This is a genomic window from Streptomyces paradoxus, from assembly GCF_014202475.1.
GTDB classification, from domain to species: Bacteria; Actinomycetota; Actinomycetes; order Streptomycetales; family Streptomycetaceae; genus Streptomyces; species Streptomyces paradoxus.
Genome location: NZ_JACHGV010000010.1, coordinates 176,182 through 190,167 on the forward strand (window position 1 = coordinate 176,182; position 13,986 = coordinate 190,167).

The 13,986-nt window shown below is 70.9% G+C and carries 13 protein-coding genes; 11 read left to right on the forward strand and 2 right to left on the reverse strand.

Going from position 1 to position 13,986, the window contains the following annotated elements; genetic code table 11:
* Positions 1 to 76 precede the first annotated feature (76 nt).
* The 8 genes from recG to mutM all read left to right on the forward strand — a co-directional run bounded on the left by recG (position 77) and on the right by mutM (position 7,478).
* Positions 77 to 2,305: an ATP-dependent DNA helicase RecG gene (recG, locus tag HNR57_RS29620; protein WP_184564726.1), complete on the forward strand. Its 2,229-nt coding sequence runs from the start codon at positions 77 to 79 to the stop codon at positions 2,303 to 2,305.
* Between the two features lie 111 nt (positions 2,306 to 2,416).
* Positions 2,417 to 3,004: a 16S rRNA (guanine(966)-N(2))-methyltransferase RsmD gene (gene rsmD / locus HNR57_RS29625; RefSeq protein ID WP_184564728.1), complete on the forward strand. Its 588-nt coding sequence runs from the start codon at positions 2,417 to 2,419 to the stop codon at positions 3,002 to 3,004.
* A 26-nt stretch (positions 3,005 to 3,030) separates the two neighbouring features.
* Positions 3,031 to 3,510, forward strand: coding sequence for a pantetheine-phosphate adenylyltransferase (gene coaD, locus HNR57_RS29630; protein ID WP_033313182.1), 480 nt, complete (start codon positions 3,031 to 3,033; stop codon positions 3,508 to 3,510).
* Between the two features lie 121 nt (positions 3,511 to 3,631).
* Positions 3,632 to 4,705: a F0F1 ATP synthase subunit B gene (locus HNR57_RS29635; protein ID WP_184564730.1), complete on the forward strand. Its 1,074-nt coding sequence runs from the start codon at positions 3,632 to 3,634 to the stop codon at positions 4,703 to 4,705.
* Positions 4,706 to 4,829: 124 nt separating this feature from the next.
* The gene (locus tag HNR57_RS29640; RefSeq protein ID WP_184564732.1) at positions 4,830 to 5,483 is read left to right on the forward strand and encodes a YceD family protein; all 654 of its coding nucleotides are present in this window, start codon (positions 4,830 to 4,832) and stop codon (positions 5,481 to 5,483) included.
* 2 nt (positions 5,484 to 5,485) lie between these two features.
* Positions 5,486 to 5,659, forward strand: a complete 174-nt coding sequence (gene rpmF / locus HNR57_RS29645; RefSeq protein ID WP_003951102.1) for a 50S ribosomal protein L32 — start codon at positions 5,486 to 5,488, stop codon at positions 5,657 to 5,659.
* A 19-nt stretch (positions 5,660 to 5,678) separates the two neighbouring features.
* The gene (gene rnc / locus HNR57_RS29650) at positions 5,679 to 6,515 is read left to right on the forward strand and encodes a ribonuclease III (protein WP_376772303.1); all 837 of its coding nucleotides are present in this window, start codon (positions 5,679 to 5,681) and stop codon (positions 6,513 to 6,515) included.
* A gap of 102 nt (positions 6,516 to 6,617) precedes the next feature.
* Positions 6,618 to 7,478, forward strand: coding sequence for a bifunctional DNA-formamidopyrimidine glycosylase/DNA-(apurinic or apyrimidinic site) lyase (gene mutM, locus HNR57_RS29655; RefSeq protein ID WP_184564736.1), 861 nt, complete (start codon positions 6,618 to 6,620; stop codon positions 7,476 to 7,478).
* Here the strand turns inward: mutM and HNR57_RS29660 are convergent.
* On the reverse strand, positions 7,468 to 7,866 hold the full coding sequence (locus tag HNR57_RS29660) for a winged helix-turn-helix transcriptional regulator (protein ID WP_184564738.1): 399 nt from the start codon (positions 7,864 to 7,866) through the stop codon (positions 7,468 to 7,470). The genes mutM and HNR57_RS29660 overlap by 11 nt on opposite strands.
* A gap of 86 nt (positions 7,867 to 7,952) precedes the next feature.
* On the reverse strand, positions 7,953 to 9,080 hold the full coding sequence (locus HNR57_RS29665; protein WP_184564740.1) for a CAP domain-containing protein: 1,128 nt from the start codon (positions 9,078 to 9,080) through the stop codon (positions 7,953 to 7,955).
* Positions 9,081 to 9,241: 161 nt separating this feature from the next.
* On the opposite strand from HNR57_RS29665, the gene HNR57_RS29670 reads away from it, so the two are divergent.
* The 3 genes from HNR57_RS29670 to smc all read left to right on the forward strand — a co-directional run bounded on the left by HNR57_RS29670 (position 9,242) and on the right by smc (position 13,894).
* Complete coding sequence (locus tag HNR57_RS29670; RefSeq protein ID WP_031138144.1) at positions 9,242 to 9,523, forward strand: acylphosphatase; 282 nt, start codon at positions 9,242 to 9,244, stop codon at positions 9,521 to 9,523.
* A 367-nt stretch (positions 9,524 to 9,890) separates the two neighbouring features.
* The gene (locus HNR57_RS29675; RefSeq protein WP_030852030.1) at positions 9,891 to 10,094 is read left to right on the forward strand and encodes a hypothetical protein; all 204 of its coding nucleotides are present in this window, start codon (positions 9,891 to 9,893) and stop codon (positions 10,092 to 10,094) included.
* Between the two features lie 221 nt (positions 10,095 to 10,315).
* Positions 10,316 to 13,894: a chromosome segregation protein SMC gene (smc, locus tag HNR57_RS29680; protein WP_184564742.1), complete on the forward strand. Its 3,579-nt coding sequence runs from the start codon at positions 10,316 to 10,318 to the stop codon at positions 13,892 to 13,894.
* Positions 13,895 to 13,986: the final 92 nt, after the last annotated feature.

The window sequence follows — 13,986 nt, forward strand, 5'->3', positions numbered from 1 at the left end:
CCTGACCAGGGGTTTCCGGGACCTTTACGGCGATCCGGCCGCGGCCTGGGAGCCATTGTCAGTGGCGTGGTGTGCAATGGATCTCGTGCCCGCACTGGAAGAACCCCTGCGCCAGCCGCTGAAGTCGGTGCTCGGCCCCGCCACCGCGAAGGTGATGGCCGAGCACCTCGGCCTGCTCACCGTCGGCGACCTCCTCCACCACTACCCGCGCAGATACGAGGAGCGCGGCCAGCTCACGCACCTCGCCGACCTCCCCATGGACGAGCACGTCACGGTGGTCGCGCAGGTCGCCGACGCCCGTCTGCACACGTTCGCCTCCGCCAAGGCCCCGCGCGGCAAGGGCCAGCGCCTGGAGGTCACGATCACGGACGGCAGCGGCCGGCTCCAACTGGTCTTCTTCGGCGCGGGCGTCCACAAGCCCCACAAGGAACTCCTGCCGGGCACGCGCGCGATGTTCGCGGGCAAGGTCTCCGTCTTCAACCGCCGCCTTCAACTCGCCCACCCGGCCTACGAGTTGCTGCGCGGCGACCCGGAGGAGTCCGTCGAGACCTGGGCGGGCGCGCTGATCCCGATCTACCCCGCCACCGCCAAGCTGGAGTCCTGGAAGATCGGCAAGGCGATCCAGACGGTCCTGCCCACAGCACAGGAGGCCGTGGAGCCGCTCCCGGACTCCCTGCGCGAGGGCCGCGGCCTGGTGCCCCTCCCCGAGGCCCTGCTGAAGATCCACCGCCCGCACACCAAGGCCGACATCGAGGACGCCCGCTCCCGCCTCAAGTGGGACGAGGCCTTCGTCCTCCAGGTCGCCCTGGCCCGCCGCCGCCACGCGGACGCCCAACTCCCCGCCGTCCCCCGCAGACCCGCCCCCGACGGCCTCCTCACGGCCTTCGACGCCCGCCTCCCCTTCACCCTCACCGACGGCCAGCAGCGCGTCTCCCGCGAGATCTTCGACGACCTGGCCACGAGCCATCCGATGCACCGGCTGTTGCAGGGGGAGGTGGGTTCCGGGAAGACGATGGTGGCGCTGCGCGCCATGCTCGCCGTGGTCGACGCCGGTGGGCAGGCCGCCCTGCTCGCGCCCACCGAAGTGCTCGCGCAGCAGCACCACCGGTCCATCGTCGAGATGATGGGCGAGCTGGCCGAGGGCGGCATGCTGGGCGGGGCCGAGCAGGCCACCAAGGTGGTGCTGCTCACCGGCTCCATGGGTGCGGCGGCCCGGCGGCACGCCCTGCTCGACCTCACCACCGGCGAAGCCGGCATCGTCATCGGCACGCACGCGCTGATCGAGGACAAGGTGCAGTTCCACGACCTGGGCCTGGTCGTGGTCGACGAACAGCACCGCTTCGGCGTGGAGCAGCGAGACGCCCTGCGCGGCAAGGGCAAGCAACCCCCGCATCTGCTGGTCATGACGGCCACACCCATCCCGCGCACGGTCGCCATGACCGTCTTCGGCGACCTGGAGACCTCCGTCCTGGACCAGCTCCCGGCGGGCCGCTCGCCGATCGCCAGCCATGTGGTCCCGGCCGCGGACAAGCCCCACTTCCTGTCCCGCGCGTGGGAAAGGGTCCGCGAGGAGGTGGAGAACGGCCACCAGGCGTACGTGGTCTGTCCCCGCATCGGCGACGAGGAGGACGACCCGAAGAAGTCCGGCAGGAAGAAGCCGCCGGAGTCCCCGGAGGACGCCGCGGAGAAGCGCCCGGCCCTCGCCGTCCTCGACGTGGCCGACCAGCTCACCAAGGGCCCCCTGCAGGGCCTGCGGGTCGAAGTCCTGCACGGCAGGATGCACCCCGACGACAAGGACGCCGTGATGCGCCGCTTCGCCGCCGGCGAGACGGATGTCCTGGTGGCCACGACGGTCATCGAGGTCGGCGTCAACGTCCCGAACGCGACCGCCATGGTGATCATGGACGCCGACCGCTTCGGCGTCTCCCAGCTCCACCAGCTGCGTGGCCGTGTGGGCCGTGGTTCGGCCCCCGGCCTCTGTCTCCTGGTCACCGAGATGCCCGAGGCGAGCCCGGCCCGCCAGCGCCTGGGCGCGGTCGCCTCCACCCTCGACGGCTTCGAACTCTCCCGCATCGACCTGGAACAACGCCGCGAGGGCGATGTCCTCGGCCAGGCCCAGTCGGGCGCCCGCACCTCCCTGCGGATGCTGGCCGTCATCGAGGACGAGGAGATCATCGCGGAGGCGAGGCAGGAGGCGACGGCGGTGGTCGCCGCCGACCCGGAACTGACCCACCTCCCGGCCCTGCGCACGGTGCTGGAGGCCCTCTTGGACGAGGAGAGGGAGCAGTACCTGGAAAAGGGGTGAGGGGGACCGGCCCTCTTTCAGGGGCGCGGGGCGTAATCCGTATGCGGCTACCGCCGCGGGGGCGCGACCAGCCACAATGAACCTGAAGCCGCCCACAATCAAGGACCGAAGATGACCCGCGTGATCGCCGGCGCAGCCGGTGGACGTCGCCTGGCGGTACCTCCAGGCACCGGCACCCGCCCCACCTCCGACCGTGCACGCGAAGGCCTCTTCTCCACCTGGCAGTCCCTCCTCGGCGGCCCCCTGGACGGCGAACGCGTCCTCGACCTCTACGCCGGCTCCGGCGCCGTGGGCCTGGAGGCACTCTCCCGGGGCGCCGGCCACGCCCTCCTCGTCGAAGCCGACGCCAGAGCCGTCCGGACGGTCCGCGAGAACGTGAAGAACCTCGGCCTCCCCGGCGCCGAGGTCAGATCCGGCAAAGCGGAACAGATCATCCGTACGGCACCCCCCAGCGACCCGTACGACCTCGTCTTCCTCGACCCCCCGTACGCCGTCACGGACGACGATCTTCGGGAGATCCTCCTCACACTCGGCACAGAGGGCTGGCTCGCCGACGAAGCCCTCGTCACCGTGGAGCGCAGCACCAGAGGCGGTGAATTCCGGTGGCCCGAGGGTTTCGAACCCCTCCGGGCCCGTCGCTACGGCGAGGGAACGTTTTGGTACGGTCGCGCCGCCTCTACGTGCGAAGACGCACGATGACCGGACCGGAGAGCGAGGGAACACAAGTGCGCCGCGCCGTCTGTCCCGGGTCGTTCGACCCGATCACCAACGGACACCTCGACATCATCTCCCGCGCCTCCAGGCTGTACGACGAGGTCTATGTCGCGGTGATGATCAACCAGGCCAAGAAGGGCCTGTTCGAGATCGAGGAGCGGATCGACCTGATCCGCCGGGTCACCGCCGAGTACGGCAACGTCCGCGTGGAGGCCTTCCACGGCCTGCTCGTCGACTTCTGCAAGCAGCGCGAGATCCCCGCCATCGTCAAGGGCCTGCGCGCGGTCAGCGACTTCGACTACGAGCTGCAGATGGCCCAGATGAACAACGGCCTCTCGGGCGTGGAGACCCTCTTCATCCCCACCAACCCCACCTACAGCTTCCTGTCGTCCTCCCTGGTCAAAGAGGTCGCGACCTGGGGCGGCGACGTCTCCCACCTGGTGCCCGCGGAGGTCCTCGGCGTCCTCACCGAGCGCCTGAGGAAGGACTGAACCCGCCCCGGACGTCCCCGCGGGGCCTGACTGCCCGTCACCCGGTGTTCCGAGGCGACCCCGTGGCCGTACAGTCGTCCCGTCCGTCTCCAACGCATCTGTAGAGAGTGGCGAGCACACGGTGGACGTGCAGAAGAAGCTGGACGAGATCGTCTCCGCGGTCTCCGGCGCCCGGTCCATGCCCATGTCGGCCTCGTGCGTGGTCAACCGCGCCGACCTGCTCGCGATGCTGGAAGAGGTGCGCGCGGCGCTGCCCGACTCCCTCGCCCAGGCCCAGGAGCTGATCGGCGGCCGCGAGCAGATGGTCGAGCAGGCCCGTCAGGAGGCCCAGCGGATCATCGAGGGCGCGCACGCCGAGCGCGGTTCCCTGGTGTCCGGCACCGAGGTCGCCCGCCGCTCCCAGGCCGAGGCCGACCGGATCCTGGCCGAGGCCCGCCAGGAGGCCGAGGAGATCCGCGCCGAGGCCGACGAGTACGTCGACTCCAAGCTCGCCAACTTCGAGGTTGTCCTCACCAAGACCCTGGGCTCCGTCGGCCGCGGCCGCGAGAAGCTCCTGGGCACCGGCCCCGGCACCGACGAGCAGGGCTACGAGGACGAGGACGCCCCCGAGCGCAGCCACGACCCGGAGACCCAGCGCCGCAGCGCCGACGAGTACGTCGACGTCAAGCTGGGCGCCTTCGAGGCGGTCCTCGCCAAGACCCTGGAGGCGGTGGGCCGCGGCCGGCAGAAGCTGCACGGCCGGATCGCCACCGACGACCTCGGCTCCCTCGCCGACGACGCGAGCACCGTCCAGCACTCCAGCGACGCCGACTACCTCGCCGACCTGGCCGCCCTCGCGGACCAGAAGCCGGCCGAGCGGCCCGCCCAGCAGCAGGACTACGCGCAGCCGCAGCAGCCGGAGCCGGTGTACGGCTACCAGCAGCAGCCCGACCCCTACGGCGGCTACCCGCAGCAGGCCTACGCCGCTCAGCAGGACCCCTACGGCTACCAGCAGGCCGATCCGTACGCCTACCCGGGCTACGACCCCCAGCAGGCGGCCTACGACCCGAACCAGGTCCAGCAGCAGCCGCAGCAGGCCTCCCCGGCGCAGCAGGGCCACCAGGGGTACGCGCTCGACGAGACCAGTCTCTTCGACACCAGCATGATCAGCGCCGAGCAGTTGCGGGCCTACGAGCAGGGCCGGGGCCAGGGCTGAGGTCCGGATTGGGCCGACAGCGAAAGGTCCAGTATCCTGGCTCTTCGGTCGCGTGTACGTCCGCGATCAACGCTGCCCGGGAACACCGAAGGGCGGCGTCCACGAGTTCTCACCGAAAGCAGGAATGGCCCTGAACGCCCGCCTCGACCACCGCAACCCCCTCGTGTTCGACACACACGAGCTGGGTCGGCGGCCTGGTGCGCTGCAGCGCCTGACCCGCACGGTCGACGCTCCCAAGGACCTCGGTCTCAAGGGAGTCATCGGAGTGCCGGAAGGCGCCCCGGTGGAGCTTGAACTCCGCCTGGAGTCGGTCATGGAAGGGGTGCTCGTCACAGGCACCGCCCGTGCCGCGGCCGAGGGGGAGTGCGTAAGGTGTCTGGAGCCGCTCGAGCAGGAGCTCGAAGCGGATTTCCAGGAGATGTTCTCGTACCCTGACGCCGACGACCGGGGCCGTGTGATCGCGGAACCGGGCGACGACGCCGAGGACGACGAGGACAGGCTCTTCCTCGAGGACGGCTTGTTCGACCTCGAGCCCGTGCTGCGTGATGCGGTGGTGCTCGCACTGCCGATGCAGCCGGTGTGCCGGGAAGACTGCCCCGGTCTGTGCGCCGAGTGCGGTGCGCGGCTGGCGGACGACCCGGACCACCACCATGACGCCGTCGACATCCGTTGGGCGGCATTGCAGGGACTCGCCGGCACCATGAAGGACGGCGAGAAGGACGAGATGAGCGGCGGCGCGCCTCAGTCAGCACGCGCCGACGAGAAGCAGGAGAAGTAGCCGTGGCTGTTCCGAAGCGGAAGATGTCGCGCAGCAACACGCGCCACCGCCGGTCGCAGTGGAAGGCTGCGGTCCCCACCCTGGTTGCGTGCGAGCGCTGCCACGAGCCCAAGCAGCAGCACATCGCGTGCCCGTCGTGCGGCACCTACAACAAGCGCCAGGTCCTCGAGGTCTGAGCGGCTGGTGAGAGGCACTGTGTCCACGCCTAAGAACAAGTCTTCCCGTGTGAGCGGGAGTGCTCCGGCGGACAACCAGGCCTCGTCCCACACGCTTCTGGAAGGGCGGCTCGGCTACAAGCTCGAGTCCGCCCTTCTGGTGCGCGCACTGACCCACCGGTCGTACGCATACGAGAACGGCGGTCTGCCGACCAACGAGCGCCTGGAGTTCCTCGGGGACTCCGTACTCGGCCTCGTGGTCACGGACACGCTGTACCGCACCCACCCCGACCTGCCAGAAGGCCAGCTGGCCAAGCTGCGGGCGGCGGTGGTGAACTCGCGTGCGCTCGCCGAGGTGGGCCGTGGGCTCGACCTGGGCTCCTTCATCCGGCTCGGCCGCGGTGAAGAGGGCACGGGCGGCCGGGACAAGGCATCCATCCTCGCCGACACCCTCGAAGCGGTGATCGGCGCCGTCTATCTCGACCAGGGACTGGACTCGGCGGCGGAGCTGGTGCACCGCCTGTTCGACCCGCTGATCGAGAAGTCCTCGAACCTCGGAGCCGGCCTGGACTGGAAGACCAGTCTCCAGGAGCTCACCGCGACCGAGGGGCTCGGTGTCCCCGAGTACCTGGTCACGGAGACCGGCCCCGACCACGAGAAGACCTTCACTGCTGCCGCCCGCGTCGGAGGCGTCTCGTACGGCACCGGCACCGGCCGCAGCAAGAAGGAGGCGGAGCAGCAGGCCGCCGAGTCCGCATGGCGGTCCATCCGGGCCGCGGCGGACGAGCGCGCGAAGGCGGCCAAGGCCGCCGAGGCGACGCAGACGGCAGCCGCTCAGGCCGCCCACACGGCCGTCGACGGTCCCGCCGACGGCTGACCGCCGCCGCCCGCACCGGGCGGCGAGCACAGCGCACCCGAGCGCCCGCCCCTGCCCGGGGCGGGCGCTCGCGTCATCCACACGTCTGGGACGGGGGACCCCATGCCCGAGTTGCCCGAAGTCGAGGTCGTACGGCGCGGTCTCGAGCGGTGGGTCGCCCACCGGACCGTCGCCGAGACCGAGGTGCGGCACCCGCGCGCCGTGCGCCGCCACCTCGCGGGCGCCGACGACTTCGCGCACCGCCTGAAGGGCCACCGCATCGGCGTCCCCAGCCGCCGCGGCAAGTACCTCTGGCTGCCCTTGGAGGACACCGACCAGTCGATCCTGGCCCACCTCGGTATGAGCGGCCAGCTCCTGGTTCAGCCGCACACGGCCCCGGACGAGAAGCACCTGCGCATCCGCGTTCGTTTCACCGACGCCCTGGACACCGAACTCCGCTTCGTCGACCAGCGCACCTTCGGCGGCCTGTCGCTGCACGAGAACACCCCCGACGGCCTGCCCGACGTCATCGCGCACATCGCCCGCGACCCGCTGGACCCGCACTTCGACGACGAGGCCTTCCACCAGGCGCTGCGCCGCAAGCGGTCCACGATCAAGCGGGCCCTGCTCGACCAGTCGCTGATCAGCGGCGTCGGCAACATCTACGCCGACGAGGCGCTGTGGCGCGCCCGCATCCACTACGAGCGCCCCACCGCCACCTTCACGCGCCCGCGCACCCTGATGCTCCTGGGGCATGTGCGGGACGTGATGAACGCGGCCCTCGCGGTGGGAGGCACCAGCTTCGACAGTCTCTACGTCAACGTCAACGGGGAGTCGGGCTACTTCGACCGGTCGCTCGACGCGTACGGCCGTGAGGGCCTGCCCTGCCGGCGCTGCGGCACGCCCATGCGGCGGCGGCCCTGGATGAACCGGTCGAGCTACTACTGCCCGAAGTGCCAGCGGCCTCCGCGGATCACGCCCTAGCGGAGTCGTACCGCTCGCGCGCGGCCAGGACCTCGTCCATGCTGCCCTCCACGCAGTGGATGAGGGCGAGCAGCCGCTCGGCCACGTGGCGTCCCAGCGGCGTCAGTTCGTAGTCCACCCGGGGCGGGTTGGTCGGCTGGGCCTCGCGGTGGACGAGGCCGTCGCGCTCCAGGGCGTGCAGCGTCTGGGACAGCATCTTCTCGCTCACCCCGTCGACGCGGCGGCGCAGCTCGTTGAAGCGCAGCGAGCCCTCGTACAGGGCGCCGAGCGTGAGGCCGCCCCAGCGGCCCATGACGTGCTCCAGCGTGCCGCGCGACGGACAGGCCTTGGCGAACACGTTGTACGGGAGGTCGTCGAGCCCCTCCGTGAGCTCCTGGGTGGTGGTCATATGCCCCAGCCTACGCCAGCACAGCGCTAACCGACAGAAGGCACTAACCGAAAGTTAGCGCCTTCTGCCGGAATGCCCAGGGTGCCCTAGTAGCCGAAGTTCTGGGTCCACCAGGGGCCGCCGGAGCCGAACTCGACACCGACGCCCAGCGTCTTGAAGTCGCAGTTCAGTATGTTCGCGCGGTGGCCGGGGCTGTTCATCCAGGCGTCCATCACGGCCGCGGCGTCGGCCTGGCCGCGGGCGATGTTCTCGCCGCCGAGGTTCGATATCCCGGCCTTCTCGGCCCGGTCCCAGGGCGTGCGGCCGTCCGGGTCGGTGTGGTCGAAGAAGCCCCGCGCGGCCATGGCCTCGCTGTAGTTCTGGGCCAGACCGGCCAGGGCGCTGTTGGCGGCGACCGGGCTGCAGCCCACCTTGGCCCGCTCCTCGTTCACGAGGCTGAGCACCTGGGCCGCGGCGGCGGACTCGCCGGCCAGGGCGCCGGTGGCGCCGGGAGCCTTCGGGGCCTTGGTGGCCGTACGGGAGGGCGTGCTGTCCGGCTTCTCGCTCGGGGTGGCCGCCGGCTTCTTCTTCTCCGGGGTCTTCTCCTGCGTCTTCTCCGGCTTCTCCGGCGTCTTCGTCGGCGCGGCGGAGGACTTGGAGGCGGAGGGCGACGGGGACGCGGAGCGCTCGACGTCCCGGCTGGTGGACGTGTCGTCCCGGCTGTCGGCACTGCCGGAGGTGCCGCCCTGCTCGACCGGGGTGTTGGTCGGCGTGTTCCCGGCCTGGACCTTGTCGGCTCCGCCGTTGCCGCCGAGCTTGTAGTTCTCGAGGCCGGGCACGGCGCCGGTGGCGACCGCGACCGTGCCGAGGGCGACGGCGGCGGAGACGCCGAGCAGGCCGGTGCGCATCGGCCGGGCGGTCTTCTTGCGACGCCGGTGCGAACCCGGGCGGCGGCCGCCGCCGTCGGGCGTGAAGCCGTCGCTCGCGAAGACGGCTGTCTCCTCGAAGCGGTCACCCGCGGCGGACCCCTCCGCCCCGAACAGGTAGGCCTCGCTCCTCGCGTAGGTGCCGGCGTACGCCTCCGGGTTCAGATAGGGGGCGATGCCCATCGTCGGTGCGTCGTCCGCGGTGGGGTACAGCGGATCGCGCCCCTCCGCGAAGCCGTTTGCGTGGGTGATTCCCGTGGCGCGGCCCGTGGCGGCGCGGCCGGCGTCGGAGCGTCGGTGGCGTCCCATGTCCTGGCCTTCCTCGTCCTGGCGGTCGACTCGTCCTCGAGATCAACACCAAACTCACTCGATCGTGTGAGTTTCATATGAGATTCGTTGAGGGGGGACGGTACCGCATGGCGCAAGTGGAGGAAGTGCCCGGAGGGAGATTGGGCGGTTAGGTTGCAGTCATGAGCGAGGATGTGCGATTGGTCGCCTGGGTGCGTGGACGCGTCCAAGGTGTGGGTTTCCGCTGGTTCACGCGTGCCAAGGCATTGGAGATCGGCGGCCTGAGTGGCTTTGCTCTCAATTTGGGCGACGGACGGGTCCAAGTGGTCGCGGAGGGCGGACGCGAGGGCTGCGAGGGGCTCCTGGAGTGGCTCCAGAGTGACGACACGCCCGGCCGCGTGGACGGCGTCACCGAGATCTGGGACACACCGCGCGGCGGCTACGACGGCTTCGCCATCCGATGAGCACGCCCGCCGGGCGGCCCCCGGGGCCGCCCGCGGGCGACCGCCCCGAACAGAAACTCGCTGGTGATTGCCGAGAACCGCTTGCCTTGGCCCGCTCCACCCGCAAGGATGATCGCCACGCCCCGAGGGCCCCGCAGAAGCCGCAGTACGGCCGTTCCAGGCCGCGCGCGCCCGGGCCGCCCCCAATACGGGGCGTGATCGTGTTGACCGTCAAACTTTTTGGTGAGACGCTGAAAGCCCCGCGCACCTTAGCTGTTTGGCATGGCTGAACGGCAGCACAACTCCAGGCCCTGCCAAGACCGCGGGTGCGAATCCCTCACGACCCACACCGCAGCGGTCGGTCACGCATTGTGGAGGACCATCCATCATGGCAAAGGCGCTTCTCGGTTACGTCGGCGGCTCCGACCCTCGACTCCTCGCCGAGATGCGACGGCTCCAGCAGCGCGTCCAGGACCTGGAATCCGAGCTCGGACGAATCCAGGCGGAGAACGAAGCGCTGACGGCTGCCGCTTCTCACGACAGGATCATGGAGAGCGTTGACGCACACCAGGCGGAGCCTGCGCTCACCTGATCACTGCACCGCTCCACAACAGCACAGCAGTGGTTGGGCCGCCCGTCACAACCGCCTAGTTGTCTGAAGTGCAAGGGACGCCCCGTCGGCGTCCCTTCTTTCTTGCCTTGCTTGCCCCCGCATCCTTTCACCGTCTTTAACGTCTGATGTGCCCTGCGCGTTCAGCGGCGAAACCGTGGGTTCATGGAGTGAGACCGACCCGGGCGGTAGAGTCCGGCGGCGTGCACCTCAAGGCCCTGACCCTCCGCGGGTTCAAGTCGTTCGCCTCCGCGACCACCCTCCGGTTCGAGCCGGGGATCACGTGCGTCGTCGGACCGAACGGCTCGGGCAAGTCCAACGTCGTCGACGCGCTCAGCTGGGTCATGGGCGAGCAGGGCGCCAAATCGCTGCGCGGCGGCAAGATGGAGGACGTCATCTTCGCCGGCACCACCGGGCGCCCCCCGCTGGGCCGTGCCGAGGTGTCCCTGACCATCGACAACTCCGACGGCGCCCTGCCCATCGAGTACGCCGAGGTCACCATCACGCGGATCATGTTCCGCAACGGCGGCAGCGAATACCAGATCAACGGCGACACCTGCCGCCTCCTCGACATCCAGGAGCTCCTCTCCGACTCCGGCATCGGCCGTGAGATGCATGTGATCGTCGGGCAGGGCCAGCTCGACTCCGTCCTGCACGCCGATCCCATGGGCCGCCGCGCCTTCATCGAGGAGGCCGCCGGCGTCCTCAAGCACCGCAAGCGCAAGGAGAAGGCGCTGCGCAAGCTGGACGCGATGCAGGCCAACCTCGCGCGCGTGCAGGACCTCACCGACGAGCTCAGGCGGCAGCTCAAGCCGCTCGGCCGCCAGGCCGCCGTCGCCCGCAGGGCCGCCGTCATCCAGGCCGACCTGCGCGACGCCCGTCTGCGCCTCCTGGCCGACGACCTCGTACGGCTCAGGGAGGCCCTCAAGGCCGAGGTCGCCGACGAGGCCGCGCTGAAGGAGCGCAAGGAGTCCGCCGAGCAGCAACTGCGCAGGGCGCTCCAGCGCGAGGCCCTCCTGGAGGACGAGGTACGGCAGCTCACGCCGCGGCTCCAGCGTGCCCAGCAGACCTGGTACGAGCTCTCCCAGCTCGCCGAACGCGTACGGGGCACGATCTCGCTGGCCGACGCCCGTGTGAAGAGCGCCACCTCCGCGCCCCCGGAGGAGCGGCGCGGCCGCGACCCCGAGGACATGGAGCGCGAGGCCGCCCGCATCCGCGAGCAGGAGGCCGAGCTGGAGGCGGCGCTGGAGGCGGCCGAACGGGCCCTGGAGGACACGGTCGCCCACCGTGCCGAGCTGGAACGGGCGCTCATCCAGGAGGAACGGCGCCTGAAGGACGCCGCCCGCGCCATCGCCGACCGGCGCGAGGGGCTGGCCCGGCTCAGCGGCCAGGTCAACGCCGCCCGCTCCCGTGCGGCCTCCGCCCAGGCCGAGATCGAACGCCTGGCCGCCGCCCGCGACGAGGCGCAGGAACGTGCCGTCGCCGCCCAGGAGGAGTACGAGGCCCTCAAGGCGGAGGTCGACGGCCTCGACGCCGGTGACGCGGAGCTCTCCGAGCAGCACGAGGCGGCGAAGCAGCAGCTGGCCGAGGCCGAGGCGGCCCTCACGTCAGCCCGCGAGGAGGCCACGGCGGCGGAACGCAAGCGGGCCGCCACCCAGGCCCGCCACGAGGCCCTGGCACTCGGTCTGCGCCGCAAGGACGGCACCGGGATGCTGCTCGCGGCGAAGGACCGCCTCTCCGGCCTGCTGGGCCCGGCGGCGGAGCTCCTTACGGTGACCCCGGGGCACGAGGCCGCCCTGGCCGCGGCGTTCGGGGCGGCGGCGGACGCGATCGCCGTCACGACCCCGGCCTCGGCGGCAGACGCGATCAGACTCCTCCGCAAACAGGACGGAGGCCGGGCCACCCTGCTCCTGGCAGGAGATCCTCATCCTGGGGGCGCGGGGAACTGCGCGAACGACCACAACGGACCCGCAGACGCACGACACACCTTCGCCGCAGATCTGGTCCGCGGCCCCACCGAGCTCATGCCGGCCGTACGCCGGCTGCTCCACGGCGTCGTCGTCGTCGGCACCCTCGAAGACGCGGAAGACCTCGTATACGGTCACCCCCACCTCACCGCGGTGACCGCGGAAGGCGACCTCCTCGGCACCCACTTCGCCCACGGCGGCTCCGCCGGTGCCCCCAGCCTCCTCGAAGTGCAGGCCTCCGTCGACGAGGCGGCAGCCGAACTGGAAGAGCTCGCCGTCCGCTGCGAGGCGCTCACCGAGGCTCAGCACGCGGCCGTGGAGCGGCGCAAGGAGTGCGCCGCGCTGGTCGAGGACGTGGGGGAGCGGCGCCGGGCCGCCGACCGGGAGAAGTCGTCCGTCGCCCAGCAGCTCGGCCGGCTCGCCGGGCAGGCGCGGGGCGCGGCGGGAGAGGCCGAGCGGTCCACGGCCGCGGCGGCACGGGCGCAGGAGTCCCTCGACAAGGCCCTCGCCGAGGTCGAGGAACTGGCCGAGCGGCTCGCCGTCGCCGAGGAGATGCCGATCGAGGAGGAGCCCGACACCTCCGTCCGGGACCGGCTCGCCGCCGACGGCGCCAACGCACGCCAGACCGAGATGGAGGCCCGTCTCCAGGCCCGTACGCACGAGGAACGCGTCAAGGGCTTGGCCGGACGGGCCGACTCGCTGGACCGGGCCGCCCGCGCGGAACGCGAGGCACGCGCGCGTGCCGAACAGCGGCGGGCCCGGCTCCGGCACGAGGCAGCCGTCGCCGAGGCCGTCGGCGCGGGTGCGAGGCAGCTGCTCGCGCACGTCGAGGTCTCCCTGGCCCGTGCCGACGAGGAGCGCACCGCCGCGGAGGCCGCCAAGGCCCGCCGGGAGCAGGAACTCGCCCGTGCCCGCACCGAGGGGCGCGACCTCAAGGCCGAGCTCGACAAGTTGACGGATTCGGTCCACCGCGGCGAGGTACTCGGCGCCGAGAAGCGGCTGCGCATCGAGCAGTTGGAGACCAAGGCGCTGGAGGAGCTGGGTGTCGAACCGGCCGGACTGGTGGCGGAGTACGGACCGCACCAGCTCGTGCCGCCCTCGCCCCCCGCCGAGGGCGAGGAGCTGCCGGAGGATCCGGAGCACCCGCGCAACCGGCCGAGGCCGTATCTCCGGGCCGAGCAGGAGAAGCGCCTGAAGTCGGCCGAGCGTGCCTACCAGCAGCTCGGCAAGGTGAACCCGCTCGCTCTGGAGGAGTTCGCCGCGCTGGAGGAACGCCACCAGTTCCTCAGCGAGCAGCTGGAGGACCTGAAGAAGACGCGGGCGGACCTCCTGCAGGTGGTGAAGGAGGTCGACGAGCGCGTCGAGCAGGTCTTCACCGAGGCCTACCGGGACACGGCCCGGGAGTTCGAGGGCGTGTTCTCGCGCCTGTTCCCGGGCGGTGAGGGACGGCTGATCCTGACCGACCCCGACAACATGCTCACCACGGGCGTGGACGTCGAGGCGCGTCCGCCGGGCAAGAAGGTCAAGCGGCTGTCGCTGCTGTCGGGCGGGGAGCGGTCGCTGACCGCGGTGGCGATGCTCGTGTCGATCTTCAAGGCGCGGCCCAGCCCGTTCTACGTCATGGACGAGGTCGAGGCCGCGCTCGACGACACCAACCTCCAGCGGCTCATCCGGATCATGCAGGAGCTCCAGGAAGCCTCCCAGCTGATCGTGATCACCCACCAGAAGCGCACGATGGAGGTCGCCGACGCGCTCTACGGCGTCTCCATGCAGGGCGACGGTGTGTCGAAGGTCATCAGCCAGCGCCTCCGGTAGATGTGTGTCCTCTACACCGGTCTCACCTGCACCTCTCCATGGCTTCAACACTTGAACACACAGCTCCCACATCCCTGCCTCAGATTCACAGC

Bases quoted from the DNA above. Each gene is read 5' to 3' on its own strand.
- recG (WP_184564726.1), top strand. From the start codon at position 77: ATGGATCTCGTGCCCGCACTGGAAGAACCCCTGCGCCAGCCGCTGAAG.
- rsmD (WP_184564728.1), top strand. From the start codon at position 2,417: ATGACCCGCGTGATCGCCGGCGCAGCCGGTGGACGTCGCCTGGCGGTA.
- HNR57_RS29640 (WP_184564732.1), top strand. From the start codon at position 4,830: ATGGCCCTGAACGCCCGCCTCGACCACCGCAACCCCCTCGTGTTCGAC.
- mutM (WP_184564736.1), top strand. From the start codon at position 6,618: ATGCCCGAGTTGCCCGAAGTCGAGGTCGTACGGCGCGGTCTCGAGCGG.
- HNR57_RS29660 (WP_184564738.1), bottom strand. From the start codon at position 7,866: ATGACCACCACCCAGGAGCTCACGGAGGGGCTCGACGACCTCCCGTAC.
- HNR57_RS29665 (WP_184564740.1), bottom strand. From the start codon at position 9,080: ATGGGACGCCACCGACGCTCCGACGCCGGCCGCGCCGCCACGGGCCGC.
- HNR57_RS29670 (WP_031138144.1), top strand. From the start codon at position 9,242: ATGAGCGAGGATGTGCGATTGGTCGCCTGGGTGCGTGGACGCGTCCAA.
- HNR57_RS29675 (WP_030852030.1), top strand. From the start codon at position 9,891: ATGGCAAAGGCGCTTCTCGGTTACGTCGGCGGCTCCGACCCTCGACTC.